The sequence below is a fragment of the Bacteroides sedimenti genome (assembly GCF_040365225.1).
Classification (GTDB): domain Bacteria; phylum Bacteroidota; class Bacteroidia; order Bacteroidales; family Bacteroidaceae; genus Bacteroides; species Bacteroides sedimenti.
On the sequence record NZ_AP028055.1, the window covers coordinates 650,630 to 673,325 of the forward strand.

The 22,696-nt window shown below is 37.7% G+C and carries 24 protein-coding genes; 2 read left to right on the forward strand and 22 right to left on the reverse strand.

The features are described 5' to 3' along the window. Positions 1 to 539: 539 nt before the first annotated feature. The 8 genes from ABWU87_RS14915 to ABWU87_RS02490 all read right to left on the reverse strand — a co-directional run bounded on the left by ABWU87_RS14915 (position 540) and on the right by ABWU87_RS02490 (position 5,659). Positions 540 to 734 carry a DUF3592 domain-containing protein gene (locus ABWU87_RS14915; RefSeq protein WP_434533915.1) on the reverse strand — a complete coding sequence of 65 codons (195 nt, stop codon included), beginning with the start codon at positions 732 to 734 and terminating at the stop codon, positions 540 to 542. Between the two features lie 260 nt (positions 735 to 994). Further along, positions 995 to 1,438, reverse strand: coding sequence for a hypothetical protein (locus ABWU87_RS02460; RefSeq protein ID WP_353332966.1), 444 nt, complete (start codon positions 1,436 to 1,438; stop codon positions 995 to 997). A gap of 183 nt (positions 1,439 to 1,621) precedes the next feature. Further along, positions 1,622 to 1,879 carry a hypothetical protein gene (locus tag ABWU87_RS02465; RefSeq protein WP_353332967.1) on the reverse strand — a complete coding sequence of 86 codons (258 nt, stop codon included), beginning with the start codon at positions 1,877 to 1,879 and terminating at the stop codon, positions 1,622 to 1,624. A 518-nt stretch (positions 1,880 to 2,397) separates the two neighbouring features. After that, a complete protein-coding gene (locus tag ABWU87_RS02470; RefSeq protein WP_353332969.1) occupies positions 2,398 to 2,907 on the reverse strand; it encodes a hypothetical protein in 510 nt (169 codons plus the stop codon). Positions 2,908 to 3,196: 289 nt separating this feature from the next. Next, a complete protein-coding gene (locus tag ABWU87_RS02475) occupies positions 3,197 to 3,733 on the reverse strand; it encodes a hypothetical protein (protein WP_353332970.1) in 537 nt (178 codons plus the stop codon). A 5-nt stretch (positions 3,734 to 3,738) separates the two neighbouring features. Next, positions 3,739 to 3,900, reverse strand: a complete 162-nt coding sequence (locus ABWU87_RS02480) for a hypothetical protein (RefSeq protein ID WP_353332972.1) — start codon at positions 3,898 to 3,900, stop codon at positions 3,739 to 3,741. Between the two features lie 828 nt (positions 3,901 to 4,728). Beyond that, positions 4,729 to 5,133: a hypothetical protein gene (locus ABWU87_RS02485; protein ID WP_353332974.1), complete on the reverse strand. Its 405-nt coding sequence runs from the start codon at positions 5,131 to 5,133 to the stop codon at positions 4,729 to 4,731. Positions 5,134 to 5,239: 106 nt separating this feature from the next. After that, complete coding sequence (locus ABWU87_RS02490; protein ID WP_353332976.1) at positions 5,240 to 5,659, reverse strand: hypothetical protein; 420 nt, start codon at positions 5,657 to 5,659, stop codon at positions 5,240 to 5,242. Between the two features lie 535 nt (positions 5,660 to 6,194). On the opposite strand from ABWU87_RS02490, the gene ABWU87_RS02495 reads away from it, so the two are divergent. Next, positions 6,195 to 6,398, forward strand: coding sequence for a hypothetical protein (locus tag ABWU87_RS02495; protein ID WP_353332978.1), 204 nt, complete (start codon positions 6,195 to 6,197; stop codon positions 6,396 to 6,398). Between the two features lie 887 nt (positions 6,399 to 7,285). Here ABWU87_RS02495 and ABWU87_RS02500 read toward each other — a convergent pair. The 12 genes from ABWU87_RS02500 to ABWU87_RS02555 all read right to left on the reverse strand — a co-directional run bounded on the left by ABWU87_RS02500 (position 7,286) and on the right by ABWU87_RS02555 (position 18,208). Further along, the gene (locus tag ABWU87_RS02500) at positions 7,286 to 9,502 is read right to left on the reverse strand and encodes a tetratricopeptide repeat protein (RefSeq protein WP_353332980.1); all 2,217 of its coding nucleotides are present in this window, start codon (positions 9,500 to 9,502) and stop codon (positions 7,286 to 7,288) included. Between the two features lie 123 nt (positions 9,503 to 9,625). After that, a complete protein-coding gene (locus ABWU87_RS02505) occupies positions 9,626 to 10,570 on the reverse strand; it encodes an ABC transporter substrate-binding protein (RefSeq protein WP_353332981.1) in 945 nt (314 codons plus the stop codon). A gap of 125 nt (positions 10,571 to 10,695) precedes the next feature. Beyond that, the gene (locus tag ABWU87_RS02510; RefSeq protein WP_353332983.1) at positions 10,696 to 11,958 is read right to left on the reverse strand and encodes a phosphoglycerate kinase; all 1,263 of its coding nucleotides are present in this window, start codon (positions 11,956 to 11,958) and stop codon (positions 10,696 to 10,698) included. A gap of 97 nt (positions 11,959 to 12,055) precedes the next feature. Then, complete coding sequence (gene nth / locus ABWU87_RS02515) at positions 12,056 to 12,724, reverse strand: endonuclease III (RefSeq protein WP_353332985.1); 669 nt, start codon at positions 12,722 to 12,724, stop codon at positions 12,056 to 12,058. Beyond that, complete coding sequence (locus ABWU87_RS02520; RefSeq protein WP_353332987.1) at positions 12,725 to 13,921, reverse strand: MFS transporter; 1,197 nt, start codon at positions 13,919 to 13,921, stop codon at positions 12,725 to 12,727. A gap of 92 nt (positions 13,922 to 14,013) precedes the next feature. Next, complete coding sequence (gene pheS, locus ABWU87_RS02525; protein WP_353332989.1) at positions 14,014 to 15,033, reverse strand: phenylalanine--tRNA ligase subunit alpha; 1,020 nt, start codon at positions 15,031 to 15,033, stop codon at positions 14,014 to 14,016. Continuing rightward, positions 15,030 to 15,572, reverse strand: coding sequence for a 2-oxoacid:acceptor oxidoreductase family protein (locus ABWU87_RS02530; RefSeq protein WP_353332991.1), 543 nt, complete (start codon positions 15,570 to 15,572; stop codon positions 15,030 to 15,032). The genes pheS and ABWU87_RS02530 overlap by 4 nt, the downstream gene beginning before the upstream one ends. A 16-nt stretch (positions 15,573 to 15,588) precedes the next feature. Beyond that, on the reverse strand, positions 15,589 to 16,353 hold the full coding sequence (locus ABWU87_RS02535) for a thiamine pyrophosphate-dependent enzyme (protein WP_353332992.1): 765 nt from the start codon (positions 16,351 to 16,353) through the stop codon (positions 15,589 to 15,591). Next, positions 16,346 to 16,555: a hypothetical protein gene (locus tag ABWU87_RS02540; protein ID WP_353332994.1), complete on the reverse strand. Its 210-nt coding sequence runs from the start codon at positions 16,553 to 16,555 to the stop codon at positions 16,346 to 16,348. The genes ABWU87_RS02535 and ABWU87_RS02540 overlap by 8 nt, the downstream gene beginning before the upstream one ends. 6 nt (positions 16,556 to 16,561) lie before the next feature. After that, positions 16,562 to 17,644 (reverse strand): 3-methyl-2-oxobutanoate dehydrogenase subunit VorB, encoded by a 1,083-nt coding sequence (locus ABWU87_RS02545; protein ID WP_353332996.1) that lies wholly within the window; start codon positions 17,642 to 17,644, stop codon positions 16,562 to 16,564. A gap of 52 nt (positions 17,645 to 17,696) precedes the next feature. After that, positions 17,697 to 17,924 carry a 4Fe-4S dicluster domain-containing protein gene (locus tag ABWU87_RS02550; protein WP_353332998.1) on the reverse strand — a complete coding sequence of 76 codons (228 nt, stop codon included), beginning with the start codon at positions 17,922 to 17,924 and terminating at the stop codon, positions 17,697 to 17,699. 11 nt (positions 17,925 to 17,935) lie between these two features. Continuing rightward, positions 17,936 to 18,208 (reverse strand): tetratricopeptide repeat protein, encoded by a 273-nt coding sequence (locus ABWU87_RS02555; protein ID WP_353333000.1) that lies wholly within the window; start codon positions 18,206 to 18,208, stop codon positions 17,936 to 17,938. Between the two features lie 639 nt (positions 18,209 to 18,847). Here ABWU87_RS02555 and ABWU87_RS02560 point away from each other — a divergent pair. Next, entirely contained in the window at positions 18,848 to 20,143 is a 1,296-nt protein-coding gene (locus ABWU87_RS02560) for a hypothetical protein (protein ID WP_353333002.1), read from the forward strand. A gap of 75 nt (positions 20,144 to 20,218) precedes the next feature. Here the strand turns inward: ABWU87_RS02560 and gldG are convergent, their stop codons facing one another. Continuing rightward, the gene (gene gldG / locus ABWU87_RS02565; RefSeq protein ID WP_353333004.1) at positions 20,219 to 21,892 is read right to left on the reverse strand and encodes a gliding motility-associated ABC transporter substrate-binding protein GldG; all 1,674 of its coding nucleotides are present in this window, start codon (positions 21,890 to 21,892) and stop codon (positions 20,219 to 20,221) included. Continuing rightward, a complete protein-coding gene (locus ABWU87_RS02570) occupies positions 21,889 to 22,611 on the reverse strand; it encodes an ABC transporter permease subunit (RefSeq protein WP_353333006.1) in 723 nt (240 codons plus the stop codon). The genes gldG and ABWU87_RS02570 overlap by 4 nt, the downstream gene beginning before the upstream one ends. Between the last annotated feature and the right edge of the window lie 85 nt (positions 22,612 to 22,696).

The following is a 22,696-nucleotide window of genomic DNA, read 5'->3' on the forward strand; positions in this document are numbered from 1 at the left end:
CCGGATCATAGGTTCTTGTTTAAATACAACATCATAACCAGCATTTTTTATTTACGTAATTATTGGGATGTTGTCATTTGGAAATTAATCATTAAGCCAGTAACAATGATAATCGGAATAGGAATGTTATTGTCCCTATAATAACGAAGAACAGCCAATATTTCCTCATCGACTGATACTTTTCCTTTTTTGACGTTTTTAAATACAAACCAGCAACAATACCAATTAAAGGAATTGCCAATCTAATTATCTCCTTGATAATAATTGCATTTTGCAATTCTTTTGAAAGAAGCATTAGTCCCATGATAATAAATGCAATAGAACCTATATAACCCCTAATATGGACTACATATGATGTTGTAAAACTAGCTTTTATTTTTTTTCCATCTTTATAGCATATATAAAGAAAAACACTTCCCACAAGGAGACACCCAAAAGAATATAAAAAATTCATTGTTTTAATATTTCATTTTTAGTTTTCATAACAATATTCTTTTGAAAAAAATGATAATGCCAAAACTAAAACTTGCCACAATAATTCAAAAAGAATATAGGTACATGCCTATGCCAGCAAATGACAGACCGCATAAAAGTACAAAATAAACCGGAAGATCCAGGATAAATTTTAATTCAGATTTTTGAGGTTTTTGCGGATTATAGTACACCATGCATTCTTCTCCTATGCCGTACTGCTTTACAATTTTCTTTATATAGGATGAGAAGCATATGGCTATCTAATCACCGTAATAGATTTTTTTTAAAGAATATATTTCCCCATCTACTTGATACTGATACTCAACTATTGCTCTATATGATTTACTCGAACTGTCGTGATTCCAGCCAAAGTCTATTAATTCAGAAGAACGTATTTTTCCTGTTGTTGTTGACCATTGCTTTGATTTTCTCGTTTGATGAAATATGTTTAGGAAGCATAAAATTTGCAATGCACCACCAATTAGTAAACAGATACTAAAGAAAGGGATATTTTCCATCATCATTCTATGTAATAAAATTTGGCTGATTCATCTAGCTCATCCATGAAATCTGTTGAAAATTGGAAATTATACAATAACCATTTATCTTTGGGCTTATATAGTGTAAATTGAAACCTAATGGGTTGCACTTCATAATTGACTATGCACGAATAATGAATCAATGATTTTCCAATAATACGCTTTGATACAATTTCATAGCCACAATATTTCCCAATGGAATCTGTGTATGAAGTCAATCTGTTTTTTACTTCATCAGTAGTATTAGAGTGCATCATACTAAAATAAACATTTGTCGCAAATATCTCATTTAGGGCCATTTTAACGCCTTTATTCTTATATGTATCAAAGAATGATTCTATCAATTTCTCTGATTCTAAATTAGTTGGTTTATTTTGACCACTTGTTGTTAATAATAAAAATGATAAAACAATTAAGTGTTTCATGTTAATATATTTATTAATTATTTGCAGCGATTTTATTATTGCATTAAGAAGAGCGTCTGCTATGGGAAAGATCAAATTCTGCATGGTAGTTGTTTTTTATATTTCCTTTGAATGAAGTAAATGCATAACATAAGTAATCTTATATTGTTTATTTGCTTAAATAGAATTAATATGGTACTGATTTTATAGATAGTCATCAGGAATATCTCTCAATTGTTCATTTAAATTCCAATTTTCGGGTTTATCACGTGACTCATCCCATTTAGCTCCTTGTTGTATCCAATTATTCCGAAATCTTTTTATTGATTCTGGGGTATAATCTTCGTTACCAAATTCAACTCCACAGCAAGGACAAATCTCATAGGTTGGACATAATCCATCCTTGCCCCATGGCTTGTCTTCTATATATAATCCACATACTCTGCAATTATGCTCTTTCATATTTTGTTTTACGTGAGTATAGCTTATCGTTTATTGGTTAAATATTGTCAGTTGTATTTTTTTTGACAATGAGAATGCTGTGAAAACAGTATTAATGCTATTAGTAAACTGGCCTTTTTCATAATATTGTTTGTAAAATTAGCGAAGTGAATAATAATACATCATGTTACCAATAGACTCTATAATATACCGTTCATCATGCAGTTTACATGAGATAAGGTGAACATATTTCCAAAATGTTTTTTCGTAAAGCTGTAAAGTACCATTATGTTTTTCTTCTACTAAATATTTTTATTAATCCCTTGTTTTTTATAATACTGTCCATTTCTTTACCACAAAAATAAAAACAAATTTATATTCTTTTCATTTTTAATTTGTTTTTATTTTTAATCCCTGTATTAAATGTTTATGTAGATTCATTCAAGGATACGCAAAATACATTCATCTAGAATGATCAATCTGCTCCACCATTTTCTATTTTGTATTCTCATATCAAAGGCTAATACAGCCCCGTCCTTTCAATAAAACCGGTAACTTAAATATATAAAACTACCAATAAAATACAATAAAATACCCAAAATAACTAATAAACCTGTCCAAAAACATTTTCTTTTTTTATTTATTTGCATTTTATCAAATTCTTTGAAATAAGCAATGTATTTGTCATGTTTGAATAGTAAATGATAATTTATTATTAACGAAATACATATTGTTAAAATGAAATCGAATAGATTTAAATTTAATTTTTGTTGAACTAAACCTGAGTATATATTTAATAGTCCAAAAAATATCAGTAGAACTAATGTATTCATAAATCCACCGGCAAAAAGACTACTTAACCCAAAGTCGGCTCTTTTGAATGCTTTGTTAACTTCATCTACTGGATTTATCCCTTTTTTCTCAAAATGTCTTTTAGCAAAAGGGAGATTGTAAAAATAGAACACAGGATTTATCTTATTAAAGATTAAATGACTTTTGTAATGAGCTTTATAAACAAAATAGTGTATTAGATTCCAAAATCTTTCCATAATAAATATTTAAGTAATAAAATAAACGGCGAAATCGCCAATTGCAGATCCACCTATACCAGCAATAAATCTGCCTATAGCTCCTTCAATTACAGCATCGGGTATAGATCAAATGTCTCCAAATCAAGCGTCATTGCTATTAGAAGAATTGCATATAACTCTGCAGTATCAGATTATTTCCAACATTTATCATAAGTTGATATAATCTGTAAAATAAAAAACGTAATAGTTTTATAGTTCGTTATTTTAAAGAGTCGCCCCATCCACCAATTCACCAGTAGTTCTGCATTTAATGTGTTAATATTAGACTTCCCCAGAATGAACCGATTGCAAATAATATCAATAATAACGTAATAAAACCCCACTTAATTTTCCATTTTATATCTTTAAGATCAAATTCTGTGAAGTAATCTAAGTATTTGTCATTTTTAAACAGCAGTTGATTATTAATCCAATACGGAATAATAAGTTGTAAAATTAAAGCGGGTATTATTAAATATGTATTATTGAGAATAATTTCATATAATATGTCTTTTCCGGTAAATGCTTCACAGAGAAAATAAATGCTAAATTCAATCAAAACAATTATTCCGCCAATATGAATGCTGGCCCACATAATACTTGCGCCATGTTTAGGATCATTCATCATTCCCCGATAAAAGCCATTCATATCGGGCATGCCATTCCTTGCTTTATGCCTTTTCACTACTGGAATTTTATTTATCCAATAAAATGGAAGTGCATAGTTCAATGCAATGCTGAAATTTATATCCCATCTGTATAACATATAGTGAATCACATTCCAAAACCATTCAATCTTTTTCATTTTTTTTATTTATGTGGTTCAAACAATTCTCCTCCAATCCATTGACCTCCCAAAGCTCCACCAATTGTTCCTATAAACCCTCCGGCAACACTACCAATTACTGCACCGGATATTGCACCCCATCCTTCGAAACACAAACCCGCTTCCCAGCCTATTTCAAAGCCCAATGATGAACCAGTTTTTAAGTTAGCAAAAGCACCAACTCAACTACCAGTAGCTTTAGTAATTACTTCTTTTGTATTATATCTTATTCTATTTCCATCTTTCTTATATGCAATATAACTTTGTATTCCAGTTAGTGAGCAGCCCAGCCGTTGGGTTGTTAAAAGTCACACCTCCATTGGAACAAACAGTAGTTTTGCCAATATCTCCAAAATTTGTTGCATAAGATTCAATCTATGTTAATTTGCAAATAATAAAAGCTATAATTAATATTATTAGTGGAGTAAGTAATGAAATCAACATATATTTTATAAACAATTTCCCATCATGAGGTTTGTATTTTTTGATAATATTTTTATATTTATTTTTATAAAACACGAGAGGATAATGGATAAGGTATCCCGGTAATAAAAAAAGAATGAGGGCATGAGTTAACGTGTCAAGAAATTCTGACTCAAAAAAGTGAAACTCACGAAAGAACTTAGTCGGGGCAAAATCTTTTGGCAAAAATGATAGTAAAAAAACAAAATTGAACCCAAAACATAATGACATAACAAAAAGGGAGTACCATTTCCAACTATTTTTATTAAAAGGATTTTTTTGTAGTTGCAAAATCAAGTCAGCCCAAACTGAATAATAGAATTTCTTAATCATATTTTTTTATTTTTTCTCATTAATGAGCACTTATTCCCTGCTAATGTTTAATTATTTATAATTTACTTCCTTGTTATTTTTGTAATCGTTTTTAGTAAGTAGCTTAGAACATCTTTAGCATTTGCATGCCTTTAGCTTTGCATGCAAGTGATAAATAACCGGAATAAAACTAAGATACATTATAACTCTCCCCGGTTTTTCATCATCATCAAATATAAGCCAAGAGAAAATAACAAATATGATAAAACTAAATAGCAAATCACAACAAGTCTACCTGTTAATAGCTTTTTCCTTGATTCATTTTCATATTCCATTTTTATTTCTAAAAATTTCTTTTCTCTTGCAAATGATAAGTAGAAAATAGAAACCAAAACAAAGGCAATAGTTAAAACTATTGTGTTAGGGATATCAAGAATATTTTTATTGATTTTTGTAAAAACGTATAATAGTGACTTCAAAGTAATGTAATTTAAGAATAATGTCATTGTCATTAGAAGAATGGCACAAAATTCTGCCAAATCTTTATTTCCTACACTAATCATAAGTTGATATAATCTATAAAATAAAAAACGAAATAGTTTCATGGTTTTATAATATATTATTTGTCATTTTAGAGGGTTACCCAAATCGCAGATTCATTAGTTTATCCAGAGTGTTTTTTTGAAAAGATTACTAATCGATCATATTATTTTAATGGGCCGCTGCTGCTCTTCCATAAACAAAAATAGGCCAGGTAAATGCTAACATCCATAACAAAAGTGTACCAAATGTATAGACATAGGATAATATCGCATATTTCCTTTTCTCTTCTTCCGACATCATCTTTACCGCTTTCCTGATTGGTGCCCGATCAATTCTTTTGTCCATTTTAAAATGCATCCAGAATATGAACAACAGCATAACAGCCCCATATGAATAAAGGGTTTCTGTACAGAATATATTCAGTGTTAAAAGCAATCTTGTGACAAAATATAAGGATAGTATTCCTAAATTACCCATTTTTAGGTCCATTAATATTATGCATGTTTCTTCCGGTTTATATGCATTTTCCCGTTTCTGAAACCGTTGGTATCCCAATACATAATCTAATTTTATCAAATAGTCAATCATAGATGTTTTTAAATAGTTTGTTGTTTTATTGGTTGTCTGTTTGTAAACCAAAGGTTTGTTGTCAATTTGAAGAATATTATTAAAAAATCATTTAGTCATATTCTTTTGTTTCAACTATCCAATGAAAATGTTATTTTAAATAGTGTTTCGTCCGACAAATATAATGATTAATGTTCTATTATCGTTATGGAATACATAAAATGTGTAAATATATATATAAGGTTTTAATATCACTTCAGTCCTTAAAACGCCAAATATGCTTGATGCTTCTATTGGGGTGGTACAGGTGTAACAAAAAAGGGTGTAGATGGTGTAGATAAAACGGCAGTTTTTCGATTCTAGAAAATGAAAACTGAAAATTCTTCTAAAATAATTTTTTTCAAATATGATTTCCTAGAAACGTGAATAGCTTGTTTTTACTACACCATCTACACCCTCTAAATTTGCACTCTAATGATAATCAGTTGATTGTATTCTTAAATGAATGGTGCAGAGGAATTACATTATGCTGAAATGCCACTAAAAATGGAGCCGGATGAGTGGTTTACGGCAATGGAATCGGATGAAGCAGGTACCTCTACCTGGTGTGGTGCATGGAATAGCTGCAGAAGGGCTTGTTGACCAATATGACAGTCTGCCAACTACCTGTTCCGGTCTGTTTTTGTTTTGTTTATCAAGGATTGGCGGATATGCAACAATACACGACCTCTTTTTGTCGGAACTTCTTTCCGGCAGATAGAGTTACGGTCTGCTCCGAAGATTATTCTTTGTTCATGAGGAATTAGCAGAAGCAACAGGAAGAACTAACCAAAACAACACGACGTATTACCCCAATCTTGTACACGTTTTGCTTCAATCATGTACAAGATTGAACTCAATTATGTACATGATTACCCCCTAATCTTGTACATGATTGGGCTAACTCTTCGCCAATAAATGGTTAGTGCTTCCTTTATGACTCTTAATTCAACGTTGAGAGTGTACTAAACTGATTACGGTTGACTGCAAATGCTTCTAAGTGGATAATCGGTTGATTGATGAATAGGCAAACTCTGATATGGGTTGACTTTACAACTATGAGGCTTGAAAGAGGGATATGGGAGTAGAGGAGTGCACCATGTGCGCCTGCTTAAAGAGGTGGGTTGACCGATAAATGGTGCAATCGCAAGCCTAAAAGTATGCAGGGTGGAGTATAAAATCTACTGCCACCCCGGTATTATTCTCTTATCAAATGTGTAAAGTGCAGATATACAGCACTGTGCATCTTTGAGTGGGGCAGAAAGTGGTGCAGAGGGTGGAGTAAAATAGACCTGCCAACCTTTTCTGAAATTTTATTTTGAAAATTCAGTTTTTTGAAGAATTTTTTTGAAATAATTTTTCACGACTGCAAAAATGCCTTTTCATCTCCACCCTCTGCACCACGAAGAGCTGCTAAGTGTTGATAATAAGGTGAATAAGGTTGTTTATATGTAAACAAATATTTTAGTTAAATGAGAAATATGATTACGTATTTAAAGGGGTTATGTGTTGAAGCACCTCAAACAACAGTAATCGGGCCCTAGCACCCTAAAAAAAAGAGAACCGCAGCATAGGGTTCTCTTTTGGGTTATTGTGAAGATAGGGAGTTTACCTGTAATATCTAAGCAAATCAAGCATTAACGGAATGTCGTCTTCATTGATTCCCTGCCTGATTAGCTCTTCACGGTCTTTGTTGAACAATTCGAGGAAGGACTCCTGATTATCGCTCATGGCAAGACTGGTGGCATAGTATTTTACGGTTTTTTCCAACTGCCCGAGGCTCCAAGCCACATGGCCGGCATTGAGATAATCCATGAGCTGAGTCTCTTTCTCCAGCAATTTTGTATAGTATTTCATCGCCTGTTCGTGTTTGCCAATAACGAACGAACACCAGGCAATGGCACGCCATACTTTAGGAAGCTCGGAGTCGAGGTACTCAACCTTAAAGAAGTAGTTGAGTGCCTCGTCATAACGTTTAAGTCCTAAAAGACAGTGGCCTATCTGAAGAAGTACCGAAAGATTATCGGGCTGGGCGGCTTCTACCTTGAGGTAGTAGGAGAGGGCTTTGTCCAGTTGGTTTAGCTGACGGTAGCACATGGCCAGATGGCGGTTGGTCCAGATGCTGTCGGACTTCAGGATGTCGGCCTGAAGGTATGCTTCGATTGCTTTCTCGTATCCTTTGTTCTTTTGCATGCAGTAGCCCATCTTCTGATAGATTTCAGCATCTCCTTTGTTTACTTTAACAATGTCTTCGTACAAAAGCCAGGCTTCGAGCAGGTAGTTCTTGTGGAAGAAATACCCGGCAAGCGAGAGCTGGTTGCTTATGTCGCTAACAGTATCTTTTAGCGTAATGCAATTTTGCAGATTCAACGACTCCATAAATGGGTCTTTGAACTCGTGCCTGCGGGGATGTATCTTAAAGAACCTGTAGAGGTCGTGAATGTACTGGTTGCTAATGGTGTCGGCATGCTGAGCATAGGCAATGATTTTATCGTAATTCTTTTCTTCGTTCATTGCCTCGTTCTGTGCTTCGAACTGCTGTGCCATCATTTCGCGCTGTGCTTCGGGAACCTGCATCATTGTGAAGCAGAAGGAGTATTTATCGCTGTTGCAGAAGAAGCCCGACTGGTAAATGGTGTCGAGCAACACATCGCGTTTTACCGGTGTGGTAGAGAATGTTTGTACCACGGCAGAGTGCTGCATGTCGAACGGATAGAACCAGTTGGCCATCTCACGGAAGAAAGGATATGTTTTCAGCTGGGCAAAGGTGCTCATGTAGACGTCGGCTCCTTCCATCTGAAGCTCATTCATCTCTTTCAGCTTATCGCTCAGCCCCGTTTGTTCCATCCAGTCTTCCCAATCGGGGTTTTTATCGTTCTGTCCGCTTTCTTCATCCGGCGCTTCGTGGTTGAACTTTACATTCCGAAGGTTGGGGTTCTTCATCAGTTCGGGAAGAATCTCCTCCCTCATCTTTTTATCAATCTTTTCTGTTTCGCGGCATCTTAGCAGCTGAATTTGTATTGTACTCAGGTTATTGGCAAAGATGGCATCTTCGTTAAGCAGCTTTAAGCGGGCTGCAATTTCAGGATAAAGAGCCAGCCGTTTGTCGTAGCGGAAAATAATAAGGGCAAGTCCAATGATGGCTCTTTGGTTGACATCGTTTGCGGAATGCTGGTATGCATCGAACAGCAACATCATTTTGCGGATGTCAAAAAACTCCATCAGGCTTAATGTCAATGCGCTAACAAACAATGACAGGTCATTTATCTGCACCAATGCTGATTGAAGAAAAGCGCGGGCCTCTTCTTCCTCCTGGGCTTCCCAAGGATCGGCAAGCCACAATATATAAAATAGTTCGGAAACTGCTGTTTCGTGACGGCGACGTATGGCTCCCAGTTCTGCTGCCTGCTTTTCAGTATAATGCATCAGTTTGTTTACTGCCATGTCTTCGGTGTAACTTTCCAAATCCATCTGCACTGCCGGAAGTGTACGCAAAGGAACAAACTTATGATACCTTCTTCTGTCGAAATAATATTCTATTGAGCCGGGAGTCAGCTTGGTAATTCTTGTCTTATCGGTAAGCTTATAAGCAGTAGATAATAGCTTTTTGTAAAGATTATTACGTTCAGGGTCTGTAACTCCTTGTTGCATGTACTGTAACATGTATCGATAGGAGGTTTGTAGCTCTTCCAAGGAATTCTTTAATGTCCAGTCAGACAAATCCTGAGTAAAGGCCTCCATACGGTTTAATGCTTCAGATAATCTTTTCTTGTCCAGTAATTGGATAATCCGTTCATATTCTTCGTTAATGGCTGCTTCGTTCATAGTTTTGCACAATTAGTTTCTTTTATAACAAACAAAGATAAAAAAATATCTGTATGCACCTACTTAAATTATCCTAATCGTTCAATTTTATACCTGAAATGGCCTGTTGCGATATTGCTGTAGTTATTTTACAAATGTGCTATCAACCAGATTCTCACCTGTGAAGTTGTTTTTGATAAGTTGTTTGGCTTTAAGCCAAGAGATGTTTGCTTTTAAATCTTTTGCTTCAGGAAGTTCTGCTTTCTGAAAATCTGTAGAATGAACATGTTTTACGGCCGATTCGGGTAATTCTGAATCTTCAGCCAGAATCTTAATCCACTCTTTTGCCGGATGGGTCTTAATAAATTCCACTCCCAGATTGTATCCTTGCACCAATGCAGTGATTTCTTCGCTTTTCTCTTGAATGGCTTTTTCTGAGAAAATGGTTCCGGATACATTTATTCCTAACTCTTTCGATGTAATAAGGGTTTTCATTCCGTTGTTTCTGGCAACTGTAGCAAATGGTTCCGGAAAGAATGAAGCGTCAATCTGCCCGTTTTGAAGCATCTCGAGCCGAACAGGTATCTTATTTATTTTTGGCTTGTTCACATTCTCAGTGAGGATATTTGCCGATTGCAAAGTAATATCTGTGAAGAACTCGGCGGCAGTATTCTCGGACACTCCGATATTGGTCAGTTTCAAATCTGAAAGTTTCCGGATTCCCGACTCTTTTCCGGTGAGAAGATAAAGAGCGCCATCGGTTTTCATGATAATTTTTAGTCCGGCACCGTTTGCCTGTAAGAAGATGGCATGGGTCAGGTCTGTGATGGCACCATCGAGCTTTCCTGTTTTAAAGGCATTATCCCGGTCGCTGGCCGACTGGAACTTCACAAAATCTACACTTAATCCTAACGAGTCATAGATACCCTGTTTCTGAGCTACTGCGAAAGGAATATAATCCATTGAAGGGATAATACCAAGTGTGAGTTGCTGTAACTCAATGTGATCTGCTATCTTTTCTTTTCCTTTGCAAGAGGCAAAGAGTAATACTGTCAGAATAAGAGTGATGGAAATAAAGTGTCTTTTCATGAGAGTGTAATGATAAGGAATCTGTGAAACGGGAAAAGAGAGCGTTTTAAAAACATAGTACGAATCCACTGGATTTGCAGCGTTTTTAAAACACTCTCTTTAATATTTAAATCTCTTCGGGAGAATTATTCGCCTTGAATAGCTGCAATTCCTGGAAGAACTTTGCCTTCGATAGCTTCGAGTAATGCACCACCACCGGTAGATACATAAGAAACACCATCAGCTAAGCCGAACTTGTTAACGCAAGCAACTGAGTCGCCACCACCAACAAGAGAGAATGCTCCGTTCTTTGTTGCTTCAACGATTGCTTCGCCTACAGCACGTGAGCCTGATGTGAAGTTTTCGAATTCGAATACTCCAGTAGGACCGTTCCAAAGAATTGTTTTAGAGTTCTTGATAACTTCAGCGAAAAGAACTTCTGTTTTAGGACCGATATCCAAACCATCCCATCCGTCAGGAATTTCGTTTACAGGAACAAATTGAGTGTTAGCGTCGTTTGCAAACTTGTCGGCAATCTTAGCATCAACAGCCAATACCATGTTTACATTGTTTGCTTTTGCTTTTTCAAGCAGTTCGAGAGCTAAATCCAGCTTATCCTCTTCGCAAAGAGAGTTACCTATTTTACCACCTAATGCTTTAGTGAAAGTATAAGTCATACCTCCGGCAATGATAAGGTTGTCTACCTTAGTCAGCAGGTTTTCAATGATTTCAATTTTAGAAGAAACCTTTGAACCACCCATGATTGCAGTGAAAGGACGGTTGATGTCTTTCATTACTTTTTCTACCGCTTTTACCTCTTTTTCCATCAGGTAACCAAACATTTTGTTGTCTGTATCGAAGTAGTTTGCGATAAGTGCAGTAGAAGCGTGAGCGCGGTGAGCAGTACCGAATGCATCGTTTACGTAGCAATCAGCATAAGAAGCCAAAGCTTTAGTAAAGTTCTTCTGGCTTTCTTTTACAGCTTTCTTAGCTGCAGCTTTTTCTTCGTCGGTTGCATCATCGGCAAGACCTCTTGGTTTACCTTCTTCTTCAGCATAGAAACGAAGGTTTTCGAGCAATAAAGCTTCACCTGGTTTCAAAGCGGCAGCTTTTGCAGCTGGTTCTTCGCCCATGCAGTCGCTGGCAAACTGTACTTCTACGCCAAGCAGTTCAGAAACGCGACCAATAATATGTTTTAATGAGAATTTATCAGTTGCTCCTTTCGGACGTCCGAGGTGAGAACCAATAATAAGGCTACCGCCATCTGCGATAATTTTCTTTAATGTAGGAAGAGCGGCACGGATACGAGTGTCGTCTGTAATGTTGAAGTTTTCATCCAATGGAACATTAAAGTCCACTCTAACGAATGCCTTTTTACCGGCAAAGTTGAATTTGTCAATTGTTTGCATAATTCTCTTTATTTAAAATTCTAAATTTCTATATCGTGTTGCAAAGTTAATTAAAATTCCAGCTTATCGAATAATTATTATTTAATAATTTCCCGTTTTAAGAGCTTTTGTCTTGCATGATGTTATATTTTTGTTCACTTTTGTAATATTTGCATAGCAATTGTAATCCGCATTTATCACATTTAGGATTTCGGGCAAGGCAGACGTATCTTCCATGCAAAATCAGCCAATGGTGTGCAATGGGAAGCAATTCGCCCGGAATGTATTTTACCAGTTCTTTCTCAGTGGCAAGTGGGGTTTTTGAGTTTGTGGTAAGCCCAATGCGGTTGGATACGCGAAATACATGCGTATCAACAGGCATTGCCTCTTTATTGAATATCACAGCACGAATCACGTTGGCTGTCTTTCTTCCTACACCTGGCATCTTTTCGAGAAGGTCCAGATCCGACGGCACTACATCATTGAATTCGTTATGCAGCATCCGGGCCATGCCCACAAGGTGTTTTGCCTTGTTGTTGGGATAAGATACGCTTTTGATGTATTCGAATATCACTTCGGGTGTGCTTGCTGCAAGCGCTTCGGGGGTAGGATAGTCTTTAAAAAGTACGGGGGTGATCAGATTAACACGCTTGTCGGTGCATTGTGCCGATAGGATTACTGCGACCAACAATTCATACGGATTGTTGTAATTGAGTTCAGACTCTGCCACCGGCATATTTTGCTGAAACCATTCAATGACTTTTTTATATAACTCTTTTTTACTCATCTATCTTAATTTGTTTTGCACAAAATGAGGACCAACTTTTTTTCTGAAATAAAAAACAGCAAAGAGTGTAAGGCAGGCTCCGAAGAAGAAGGCTCTATCGAACGTGGTAAACTGTCCGATGTAACCTCCTGAGAGAACTCCGATTCCTATGCCCATATCCCAAGATGTAAGATACGTAGACGTGGCTGTTCCGCGTTGTGAGTTCGGTGCCAAATTCACAAACAGTGTGTTGAACGCCGGAAACATGGTGCCAAACCCGATTCCAAGAAAGAGGGCAATACTGAAGAATATCGTGATGGTCATAATTCGGTTTACTTCCATTAATAGGGCGCATGCCGAAAGAAGGAAGTAGCAGAAACAGACAAGCCCCATTCCCCAGGAAATAACCGAGAGAATCCTCCCTTTGTCTACTTGCTTCCCGGCAAACAGGCGTGAAACGGCCATACCTATTGCCATGAAAGTAAAGAAAAGGCCTGTGCCGCTTGTAATCCCAATATCCTTGGCGTAGATGGCAACGAAGGTGGTTGTCATTCCGTAAGGAACCGATAGCAGCATCAAATCGATGCCGGCAGGAATCCCTTTAATCAAAATAAAGCGGTCGAGCGAGATAGGCTCCCGCTTGATGTGTTGTTTTGCATGTGTCTTTACCAGGAAAGCCATGATAAACCCGAGACTGCACGAGATAAAGGCGCAGCAGAATATTGTTTGGAACGAGTAGGCTTCGTGCAGGAAAAGTCCCACCATGGGACCGATACTCATAGCCGTATTGTTCATCATTCCATAATACCCAAGCCCTTCTCCTCTGCGGGAAGAGGGCATAATATCAATCACAATTGTGTTTCCGGCAACTGTTACCGTGCCGAATGCCAGCCCATGGAAGATTCTAAGTATGGTGAAAAGAGTAAGTACTCCTGCAAACAGATAACCTAAAAATATACCGGTAAAGATGAAATAGGCAAATAAATAGAGCGGTTTTCGTGCGAAAGTATCGAGTAGATACCCGGAAAAAGGTCGTATAAAAAGTGCCGCGATGGTGTAGCAAGAGAGGATAATTCCTATAGTTGCGTTGCCTGAGTGAAAAACTTCCGTGAGATAAAAAGGCAGTATTGGGAGTAGTAGATAAAAGCCAAAGTACAACAGGAAATTTGCAGCAAGAATTAAGATATAACTGCGCGTAACTAGTTTGTCTTTTGCCATAAGCAGATTTTTAAAAACAAATAATGAACAAGAGATAACGAGAAACCCGAGTGTCGGATTGCTCATTATTCCTTGTTCATTTATAATTCATATTAGTTTGCCGCTTCGAACTCTTTCAGGAAACGTGTGTCGTTTTCTGAGAACAGCCGAAGGTCTTTTACCTGATATTTCAGATTGGTAATTCTTTCAATACCCATACCCAGGGCATAACCTGAATATACTTTGCTATCGATACCGTTGCTTTCGAGAACATTCGGGTCGACCATACCGCAACCAAGGATTTCTACCCATCCGGTATGTTTGCAGAAAGGACATCCTTTTCCGCCGCAGATATTACAGCTGATATCCATTTCGGCGCTTGGCTCGGTGAATGGGAAGTAGCTTGGACGAAGACGAATCTTGGTATCCGCACCAAACATCTCTTTAGCAAAGAGCAGAAGCACTTGTTTCAGGTCGGTGAAAGACACATCTTTGTCGATATAGAGAGCTTCAACCTGATGGAAGAAACAATGTGCGCGGTAGCTGATTGCTTCGTTACGATACACACGTCCCGGGCAAATAATGCGGATAGGAGGTTGTGAAACTTCCATTACACGGCTTTGCACGGAAGAAGTGTGAGTACGAAGGATGATATCGGGATGCGATTCAATAAAGAATGTATCCTGCATATCTCTAGCCGGATGATCTTCTGCGAAGTTCAGCGCAGAGAATACATGCCAGTCATCTTCAATCTCCGGTCCTTCGGCAATGCTGAATCCAAGACGGCCAAAAATATCAATGATTTCATTCTTGACAATTGATAATGGGTGGCGGGTGCCCAGAGAAACAGGATATGCTGTTCTTGTTAAATCTAAATCACATGCTCCGCTGTCCTGGCTATCGAAAGATTCTTTCAGGGTGTTTATTCTTTCCTGAGCTTTTGTTTTCAGCTCATTCAACTTCATCCCAACCTCTTTCTTTAGTTCGGCAGGTACGTTGCGGAAGTCGGCCATCAGGTCATTGATGGCTCCTTTTTTGCTTAAATACTTAATTCGAAGAGTTTCCAGTTCTTCAGCATTCGCTGCTTTTAACGTTTCAACCTCTTCCAGTAGCTGTTTGATCTTATCTATCATATTTTCTTTATTAATTCCATTCCCTTTTGAATAGCTGCCTCATTCATCGGAATTAAATGATGATGACGCTCGGGGAGAGTCTTTTTCAATCCTTTAATTACGCTTTCAATGGTTACCATCGGACGAAGTTTCAGCAATCCACCCAGTACAATCATATTGAAAGCTTTGGCATTATTCATTTCGTTGGCCGCATCCATGGCGTCTATGCAATAAACTTGTATATCGGTGCGTGTTGGAGGAACAATAATACCGTAACTGTCATAAATCAGAATACCACCAGGTTTCACCTTACTTTCAAACTTTTCTAAAGAAGGCTGATTAAGAATGATTGCAGTATCGTATTTACTTAAAATTGGAGAAGATATTTTTTCATCACTGATAATGACGGTAACATTGGCAGTTCCACCTCTTTGTTCCGGTCCGTAAGCTGGCATCCAGGTAACTTCCTTATTTTCCATTAAGCCTGAATAGGCCAGGATTTTTCCCATTGACAAGACACCTTGCCCACCAAATCCGGCTATAATTATTTCTTCTTTCATTGCTCTGATTTTTAGATTATTCTTTATCTTTTAAATCACCCAATGGGTAATATGGGAACATGTTTTCTTCCATCCATACATTGGACTTCTCAGGACTCATTTTCCAACCGGAATTACATGTTGATACAATTTCCACCAGGTTTGAACCTTTTCCGTTCATGGAGTTTTCGAATGCTTTACGAATAGCCTTTTTAGCTTTACGAATTGCAGCTGTTGTATGTACAGACTGGCGTGTAACATAAGCTGTACCTTCAAGAGTTGCAGCAATTTCAGTCATTTTAAGCGGATAGCCGTGCAATGAAACATCTCTACCATAAGGAGAGGTTGCAGTCTTCATTCCTACCAATGTTGTGGGAGCCATCTGGCCTCCAGTCATACCGTATATGGCATTATTAATAAAAATAATTGTGATATTTTCACCACGGTTCAGAGCATGAATAGTTTCAGCTGTACCAATACAAGCCAGGTCACCATCTCCCTGATAAGTAAAGACAAGTCTTTCAGGCCACAAGCGCTTAATGGCTGTTGCCAGAGCGGGTGCCCGTCCGTGTGCAGCTTCCTGCCAATCGATATCAATGTAGTTGTAAATGAATACAGCACATCCCACTGGAGAGATTCCGATGGTTTTATCTTCCATGCCCATCTCTTCAATTACTTCGGCAACCAATTTATGTACTACCCCATGACTGCATCCCGGGCAATAGTGCATCGGGTTGTCATTCATGAGCTTTGGTTTCTTATATACTAAGTTTTCGGGTTTGATTATTTCTTCTTTAGTCATCGTCGTTCCTCCTCTTATTGCGGTTGATCGCATTTTGAGTAAATCGCAATGCGTATTCAACGAATTTAACAAAAATAGTAAAAAAGCAAACTGCAATCATTACCAAGTCGTTCTTGACTACGAAAAACACTACAATGGTGCTTAAAGCGCCAATCATGAAGATGATGTTCAGAATCAATCTTATTTTATCAAGATTTACCATTGTTTCTTATTTAATTAGTTTTTCCTTGATTGCCGCAACCACTTCGTCAGGATCGGGTACTATACCTCCCAATCGGCCGAAATGTTCAACTTTTACTCGTCCGTTCACTGCAAGGCGGATATCTTCCACCATCTGTCCGGCATTAAGCTCTACAGAAATCATACCTTTTACTTTTTCAGCATAAGCAGCTATTATTTTTGTAGGGAAAGGCCAGAGGGTAATAGGACGAAGAAGTCCTACTTTTAGACCTTCTGCACGAGCCAGCTCCATAGCTTTCTGACAGATACGAGCGCATGAGCCAAATGCTACGATCAGATATTCTGCATCTTCGCAATTAATTTCTTCATAGCGAACTTCGTTTTCTTCTATTGTCTTGTATTTAGCCTGGAAACGCAGGTTGTTCTGCTCCATTGCAGCTGGTGCAAGCTCAAGTGAAGTAATGATATTAGGCTTTCTTCCATTTTTTCTTCCTGTTGTAGCCCAAGGACACTGAGCAATCAGCTCTTCATCGGTACGACGTTTTTTCTGTTTTGGGAGAATTACCTTTTCCATCATCTGGCCAATAACACCGTCGGCCAGAATAATTGCGGGATTGCGATATTTGAATGCAAGATCGAAACCCAGTCCTACAAAGTCGGCCATTTCCTGAACCGAAGCAGGTGCAAGGGCTATAAGTCTGTAGTCGCCATGACCACCGCCTTTTACTGTTTGAAAATAGTCTGCCTGACTTGGCTGGATTGTTCCCAAACCGGGGCCTCCACGCATTACGTTTACAATTAAACAAGGGAGCTCGGCACCAGCGAGGTATGAAATACCTTCTTGCTTTAAGCTAACTCCGGGACTTGAAGATGAGGTTAGAACCATTTTACCTGATCCGGCACCTCCATATACCATGTTTATTGCTGCCACTTCACTTTCTGCCTGTAGGACAACCATTCCGGTTGTTTCCCAGGGTTTCAGTTCGGCCAGCGTTTCCAATACTTCAGATTGAGGAGTGATAGGATAACCAAAATAGCCATCGGCTCCGTAGCGGATAGCTGCATGCGCAATGGCTTCGTTACCCTTCATTAAGAGAACTTCTTCTTCCATATGTATTTAGTTTTTTTGGATTCATTTATTTGTTAGTCGTGACTCAGGTAACTTACAGTTTAATTTTATAAACCGTAATACATCCGTCCGGACACACGGTTGCACAAGAAGAACATCCGTTGCAGGTGTCTTCAACTATCTGTTGTGCAAAATTATATCCCTTGATGTTTACCTCTTTTTTAGTAAGTGCGAGCACATTTAACGGGCAGGCTACTACACAGAGATTACATCCTTTGCAACGTTCGGTGTCTACTACTACTGCTCCTTTTATTTTAGCCATAACTTAAGATTTTATTGGTTGTACATATCCTTATTATAGAAATTCAGGATGTCTATGATCATTTTTTTAGCTTGCAGGGCCGGGCTTTGAGGGTTGATTTCGATAGCAGATAGATAATTATTGATTGCCATTTGCCAGTTCCCTTGTTTTCGATAAGCATTTCCGCGAAGATAAAAAGCTTCATCGCATGACGGATTCTTCTCAATGAACAGATCCAATGCCTGAATTGCTCTTTCTATCTCACCTTCGTTTATTAGTCCTTTTATAGCGTCAAATTCTTCCATCGTTTGAATTTCCAATGCTTAAGATATGCAAAGATACTTTTATTTTTTGATTTACATATTTGAATGCACGAAAAATAAGAAAAAGTAATGTATAAAACAAAGAAAAATTAAAATAATAATAAAATCATCCTAATTTCTTATTGCTATTAAAAGTGTTGACTAATATCTGTTTTTATAAGAATTAACCATTTTGTGTTGTTGTTATGGTCGTCTAATTAATCAAAAAGATAGATAATTCCAATTGTATGATTTGTTTTTATTTCTTTGTTTGTTGTGATTAATGAAAATATTTTTTGGCTTTTGCAAATATGGGCAATCAGAAATTGATAAATTCTCTTGTTTTCCCTGTACCGGAACTTTTGGTGGCCTTTATACTGAAGAAGTCTAAAGATTGTGAAGTGATTAGAAAAGGACAGACAGATAATAATTCAATATCAATGTTTTAGGTAGGCACTTCTATTTATAGTTTAAAATATATGAATAATATTTTGTTTATAAGAAAAAATATTTTGATTTTTGTGTTTATTGTATTAATGATTATTTATGTAAAATTACATCTTCTAATCCATAAAAATGACTATATATATTATTTTTAGTTAAATATTTTAATTGATAAACATTGTTATTAATATTAATATTATGAGAAAACAAATTTTTACGATTATAGGTGTATCATTACTTCATGTATCTATATGCACGCAAGCACAGAGTTATGATAGTTATTTATTAAAGGATTATCAAACACCTGATATCAAGCGGAGTTCACTGGATGTTAAGTTGAACTCTCAAGGTGAATTTACATCTAAAGATTATTATGAAGAAAGAACTGACCAGATACAGGGAGAGGCAAATCTGGATTTCAAACATTATGTAAACACAAGAAGTCTAATTGGAGAACATCAGGTTCTGTTTAATCTATCCGGCATCAGTCTTGAGAATCTGAAAGCTTCTCAATCGAAGACGGACGAACTTATTTTTTCTGCCTCTTATGCAAATAATTACCGATTTTACACTTCGAAAAAATGTTTCTGGGGACTTGGAGGCGACGTATCGTTTTCTTATTATAAATCAAAATATGTAGATGCGCTGAATTCAAAAAATACAATATTGGGAATTTCTCCGTTGGTAATGATAGGTCGTGGACGTATTGAACCGATTCAGGATGCCCGCCAGGCGGTGTATATTCTGGATGAATTATCACGTAAAGGAATTATTACTGAAAGATTGTCTGATGATGAGGTGAATCGCCTTGCACAACTCATATCCAAGGTTAAGAACAAGCGCTTTCTGGATAGTCGTCTGCATTTAATTGATGAGATATCTAATGTTGATTCATTCTTGTTAAATAACAAATATCTTAAAAAAACGACTGCAGAGTACTTTACGACACTTTATGATTATTGGATGAACGGTGACCTGTTTAAAAGAGGATCTGGTTGTGATGTAAGTCTGATCATTAAGCCTTTTTATCACAATTATAAAAATCACATAGATTTTTTACGAACATCTCAGACGGGATTCAACATAAGTGTGCCTTTTAATTACGAGAAACCGGTAAACCTTTATTGGCAACATTCAGCCAACATATCTTTGAGCGGAACTTATAACCACATTTCAACTAAAGCGAGTGGTGATGAGACGACCTATAATTGGCGCAGCGGTATTATTCTGGGAGGTTATAGCATTGGATATTATCCCAATACACGCACAAATTTGAATGTTGGAATTTCGGACAGGTTATTGTTGAGTGATGAGGACAAAGTCAGGTATAATTCGGCTACAAGCCTTACGTTTTCTGCTAATTATTATGTTTCTCCCCATGTACGAATTTCAGGTGACGCAGGTCTGGTTTATGAAAATAGCAATTTATATACGAGATATTCGAACCGTTGGTCTGGGAATTATTCGTTTAAACTGACCTATATGATTTTTTAATTTCATAAAAAGAGGTTATTCAGTAAGTAAGAATAACCTCTTTTTATTTCTATTTTTTGGGAAGTCTTTCCATTCCTACTGTTTACTTTTTCTACGTTTGGAATAAACGAATCCGACTGTCAGTACCAATAGGAGAGGGATGCCAATGTTTATCGTTTCCCACAACCCTCTTTGTGCGATTGCCTGTTTGTTAAGCAATCTAAGTTTATAATCGCGCGAACGAAGACTTAGCCACTGTTCGTTGCCTGCCAGATAATTGACAGCATTAGAAATGAATTCGGCATTCCCCAGGTATTCGCCTGAAACGTTATCGTATCCAAGAGGGACCGGTTGTGCTTCATCTTTTTCTCCTCTCCATTCGTTTTTAATAATACTACCGGTAGCTACAACAATCATTCGGGTGTATTTACTCTTCTGCAATCGTCCTTGGGAGAGCTCTGTGCAGCTATCAGGTGTTAAACGGTTGATAAAAGCTGATGTAAATTCTCCTTCCAGTAAACCTGCCACCGGGAGATTGCGCTCGTTAAAGTAGGATTCCTCAGCTGGCATCTCTACATATCGGAGGCTCACTTTGTCCGGAACAGGCAAGGTGTGTGCATTGGCAGATGTGGAAAGGAGTGCTTCTCTTTTCAATTGGTCACTACCCACAAATGAGATCGTACTCACAAGTTCGGATTTAAGAGGTGAGATGTGGTGCGTGATTATGCTCTTGTCTGATGGGATAAGCAATGGGGCAAAATACCAGGGAAGGGTAGTGTAGGTCTCTTTGGTTCCTGCTGCCGAGGATGCGAGACGAATGGCAGTGCATTGCATATCTTGTATCGTAACAGGATTAATACGGATGCCGTAGGTGAAGAGCATGTCGTCCAGGTTGACATCCTCCTTCAAAGTGGCCGATTCTCCGGTTGCATCGAATTCCTGTTGGGAGATCTTTGTTCCGTTAAGTAACCATAGTACTCTTCCGCCATTCATTATATATTGGTCAAGGGCGAATTTCTCTTTTTCACTGAAGGCTTTTTGAGGGGCTGCGATAATAAGTACTTTATATGGTAGCAGCTCTTCCGGATTTCCGCTCAACCTGCCCCTATCAACATTGTAATACTTGCTTAGTAAGTTGGTAGCTTCGTACACGTATGCCTCGCTCCATTCGTTGTGCCCTTCAATAAAGGCAATTCGCTCGGGATGAGTTATGGCAAGTATTCTTATTCCTTCGGTCAGGTTGTATTCTAGTTCGCTGACGGAAGTGTTCAATGCCTCTTGCGGGGTGAGATTCAGGTTCTTTTTGAGTAGACTTACCGGTAGGGTATCGCCGTTGTATATAAGTTCCATCCAGGGGTATATTACTTTAGAAGAAAGTTTTCCTTCCCGATCATGCTCATTAACGGAAAGCCCGCGCATTCCTTTCCGATCCATCTGAACATAGTGTTCCTGTCTCGTTTTATCGTCAGGGGCTGCCGATGGATTTACTTGATGCAGTTTTATTCCATGAGGAGCGTATATTGCAAGTTCGTCTAGCATATCGGTTACTGATGTGCGGAGGCGATCGAAAGCCGGGTTTAGATCTCCGTTCAGATAAAGAATCACTTCCAGAGGTTTATCCATACTTTTAACCAATTTTCTGCTTTGACCGGAGAGAGTGTACCGTTTTTCGGCGGTGAGGTCAAGCCGCACGAAGTAGCTTGAAGAAAGCAGGTTTAATATTACAATCAGTACCAGTATACCAGATCCTTTTAATATATTCTTTTTCATCTTTTGCGTGTGTTTACCTGGATGGTGAGATAGATAAAGAAGATAGTTACTGAAGCGAAATAAATAAGATCGCGTGTATCGATAACTCCCCGGGACATGGATTGGTAATGAGCTTGAACACCGAGCTGAGCCCATGTGTTGTGCAGACTGCCATTCGATGTAAGTGAAGCAATAAGCTCAAATCCATAGAAAGTGGCAAATGATAAGAGAGCAGCTATCAGAAATGCAATCAACTGATTGCTGGTGAGGGAAGATGAAAACAAACCAATGCTGACGAAAGCAGCCAATAGGCAAAGTAGTCCGAAATATCCTCCGATGATTTCTCCCGAGTCAATACCTGCAGTACTTAGCGATAAAATACTTATAAGATATATTAGGGTAGGGATCAATGCAATTACCATTAACAACCATGCCGACCAGAATTTACTTACGACGATGGTGCTGATCTTGATTGGACGTGAAAAGAGTAGTTCGAGTGTTCCCATTCTTTTTTCTTCGGCAAACATTCGCATCGTGACTGAAGGAACCAACAGCAGAAACAGCACAGGAGCTAGCGAAAAGAACGGGCGAAGGGTTGCAAATCCTCCATCAAGCAGATTATATTCTCCTGCAAAAAACCATAACATAAGTGATACAGCCAGTAGCCATACAAAGAGTATTACATACCCCATGGATGAACTAAAAAAACCTGCTATCTCTTTTCTAATCAAATATTTCATTAAAAGTCAGAATATTTATTATTTTTGTATGTTAACACATTTAGTATAACGTGACAAAGATACTGATATTGTATTGAAAAGCACA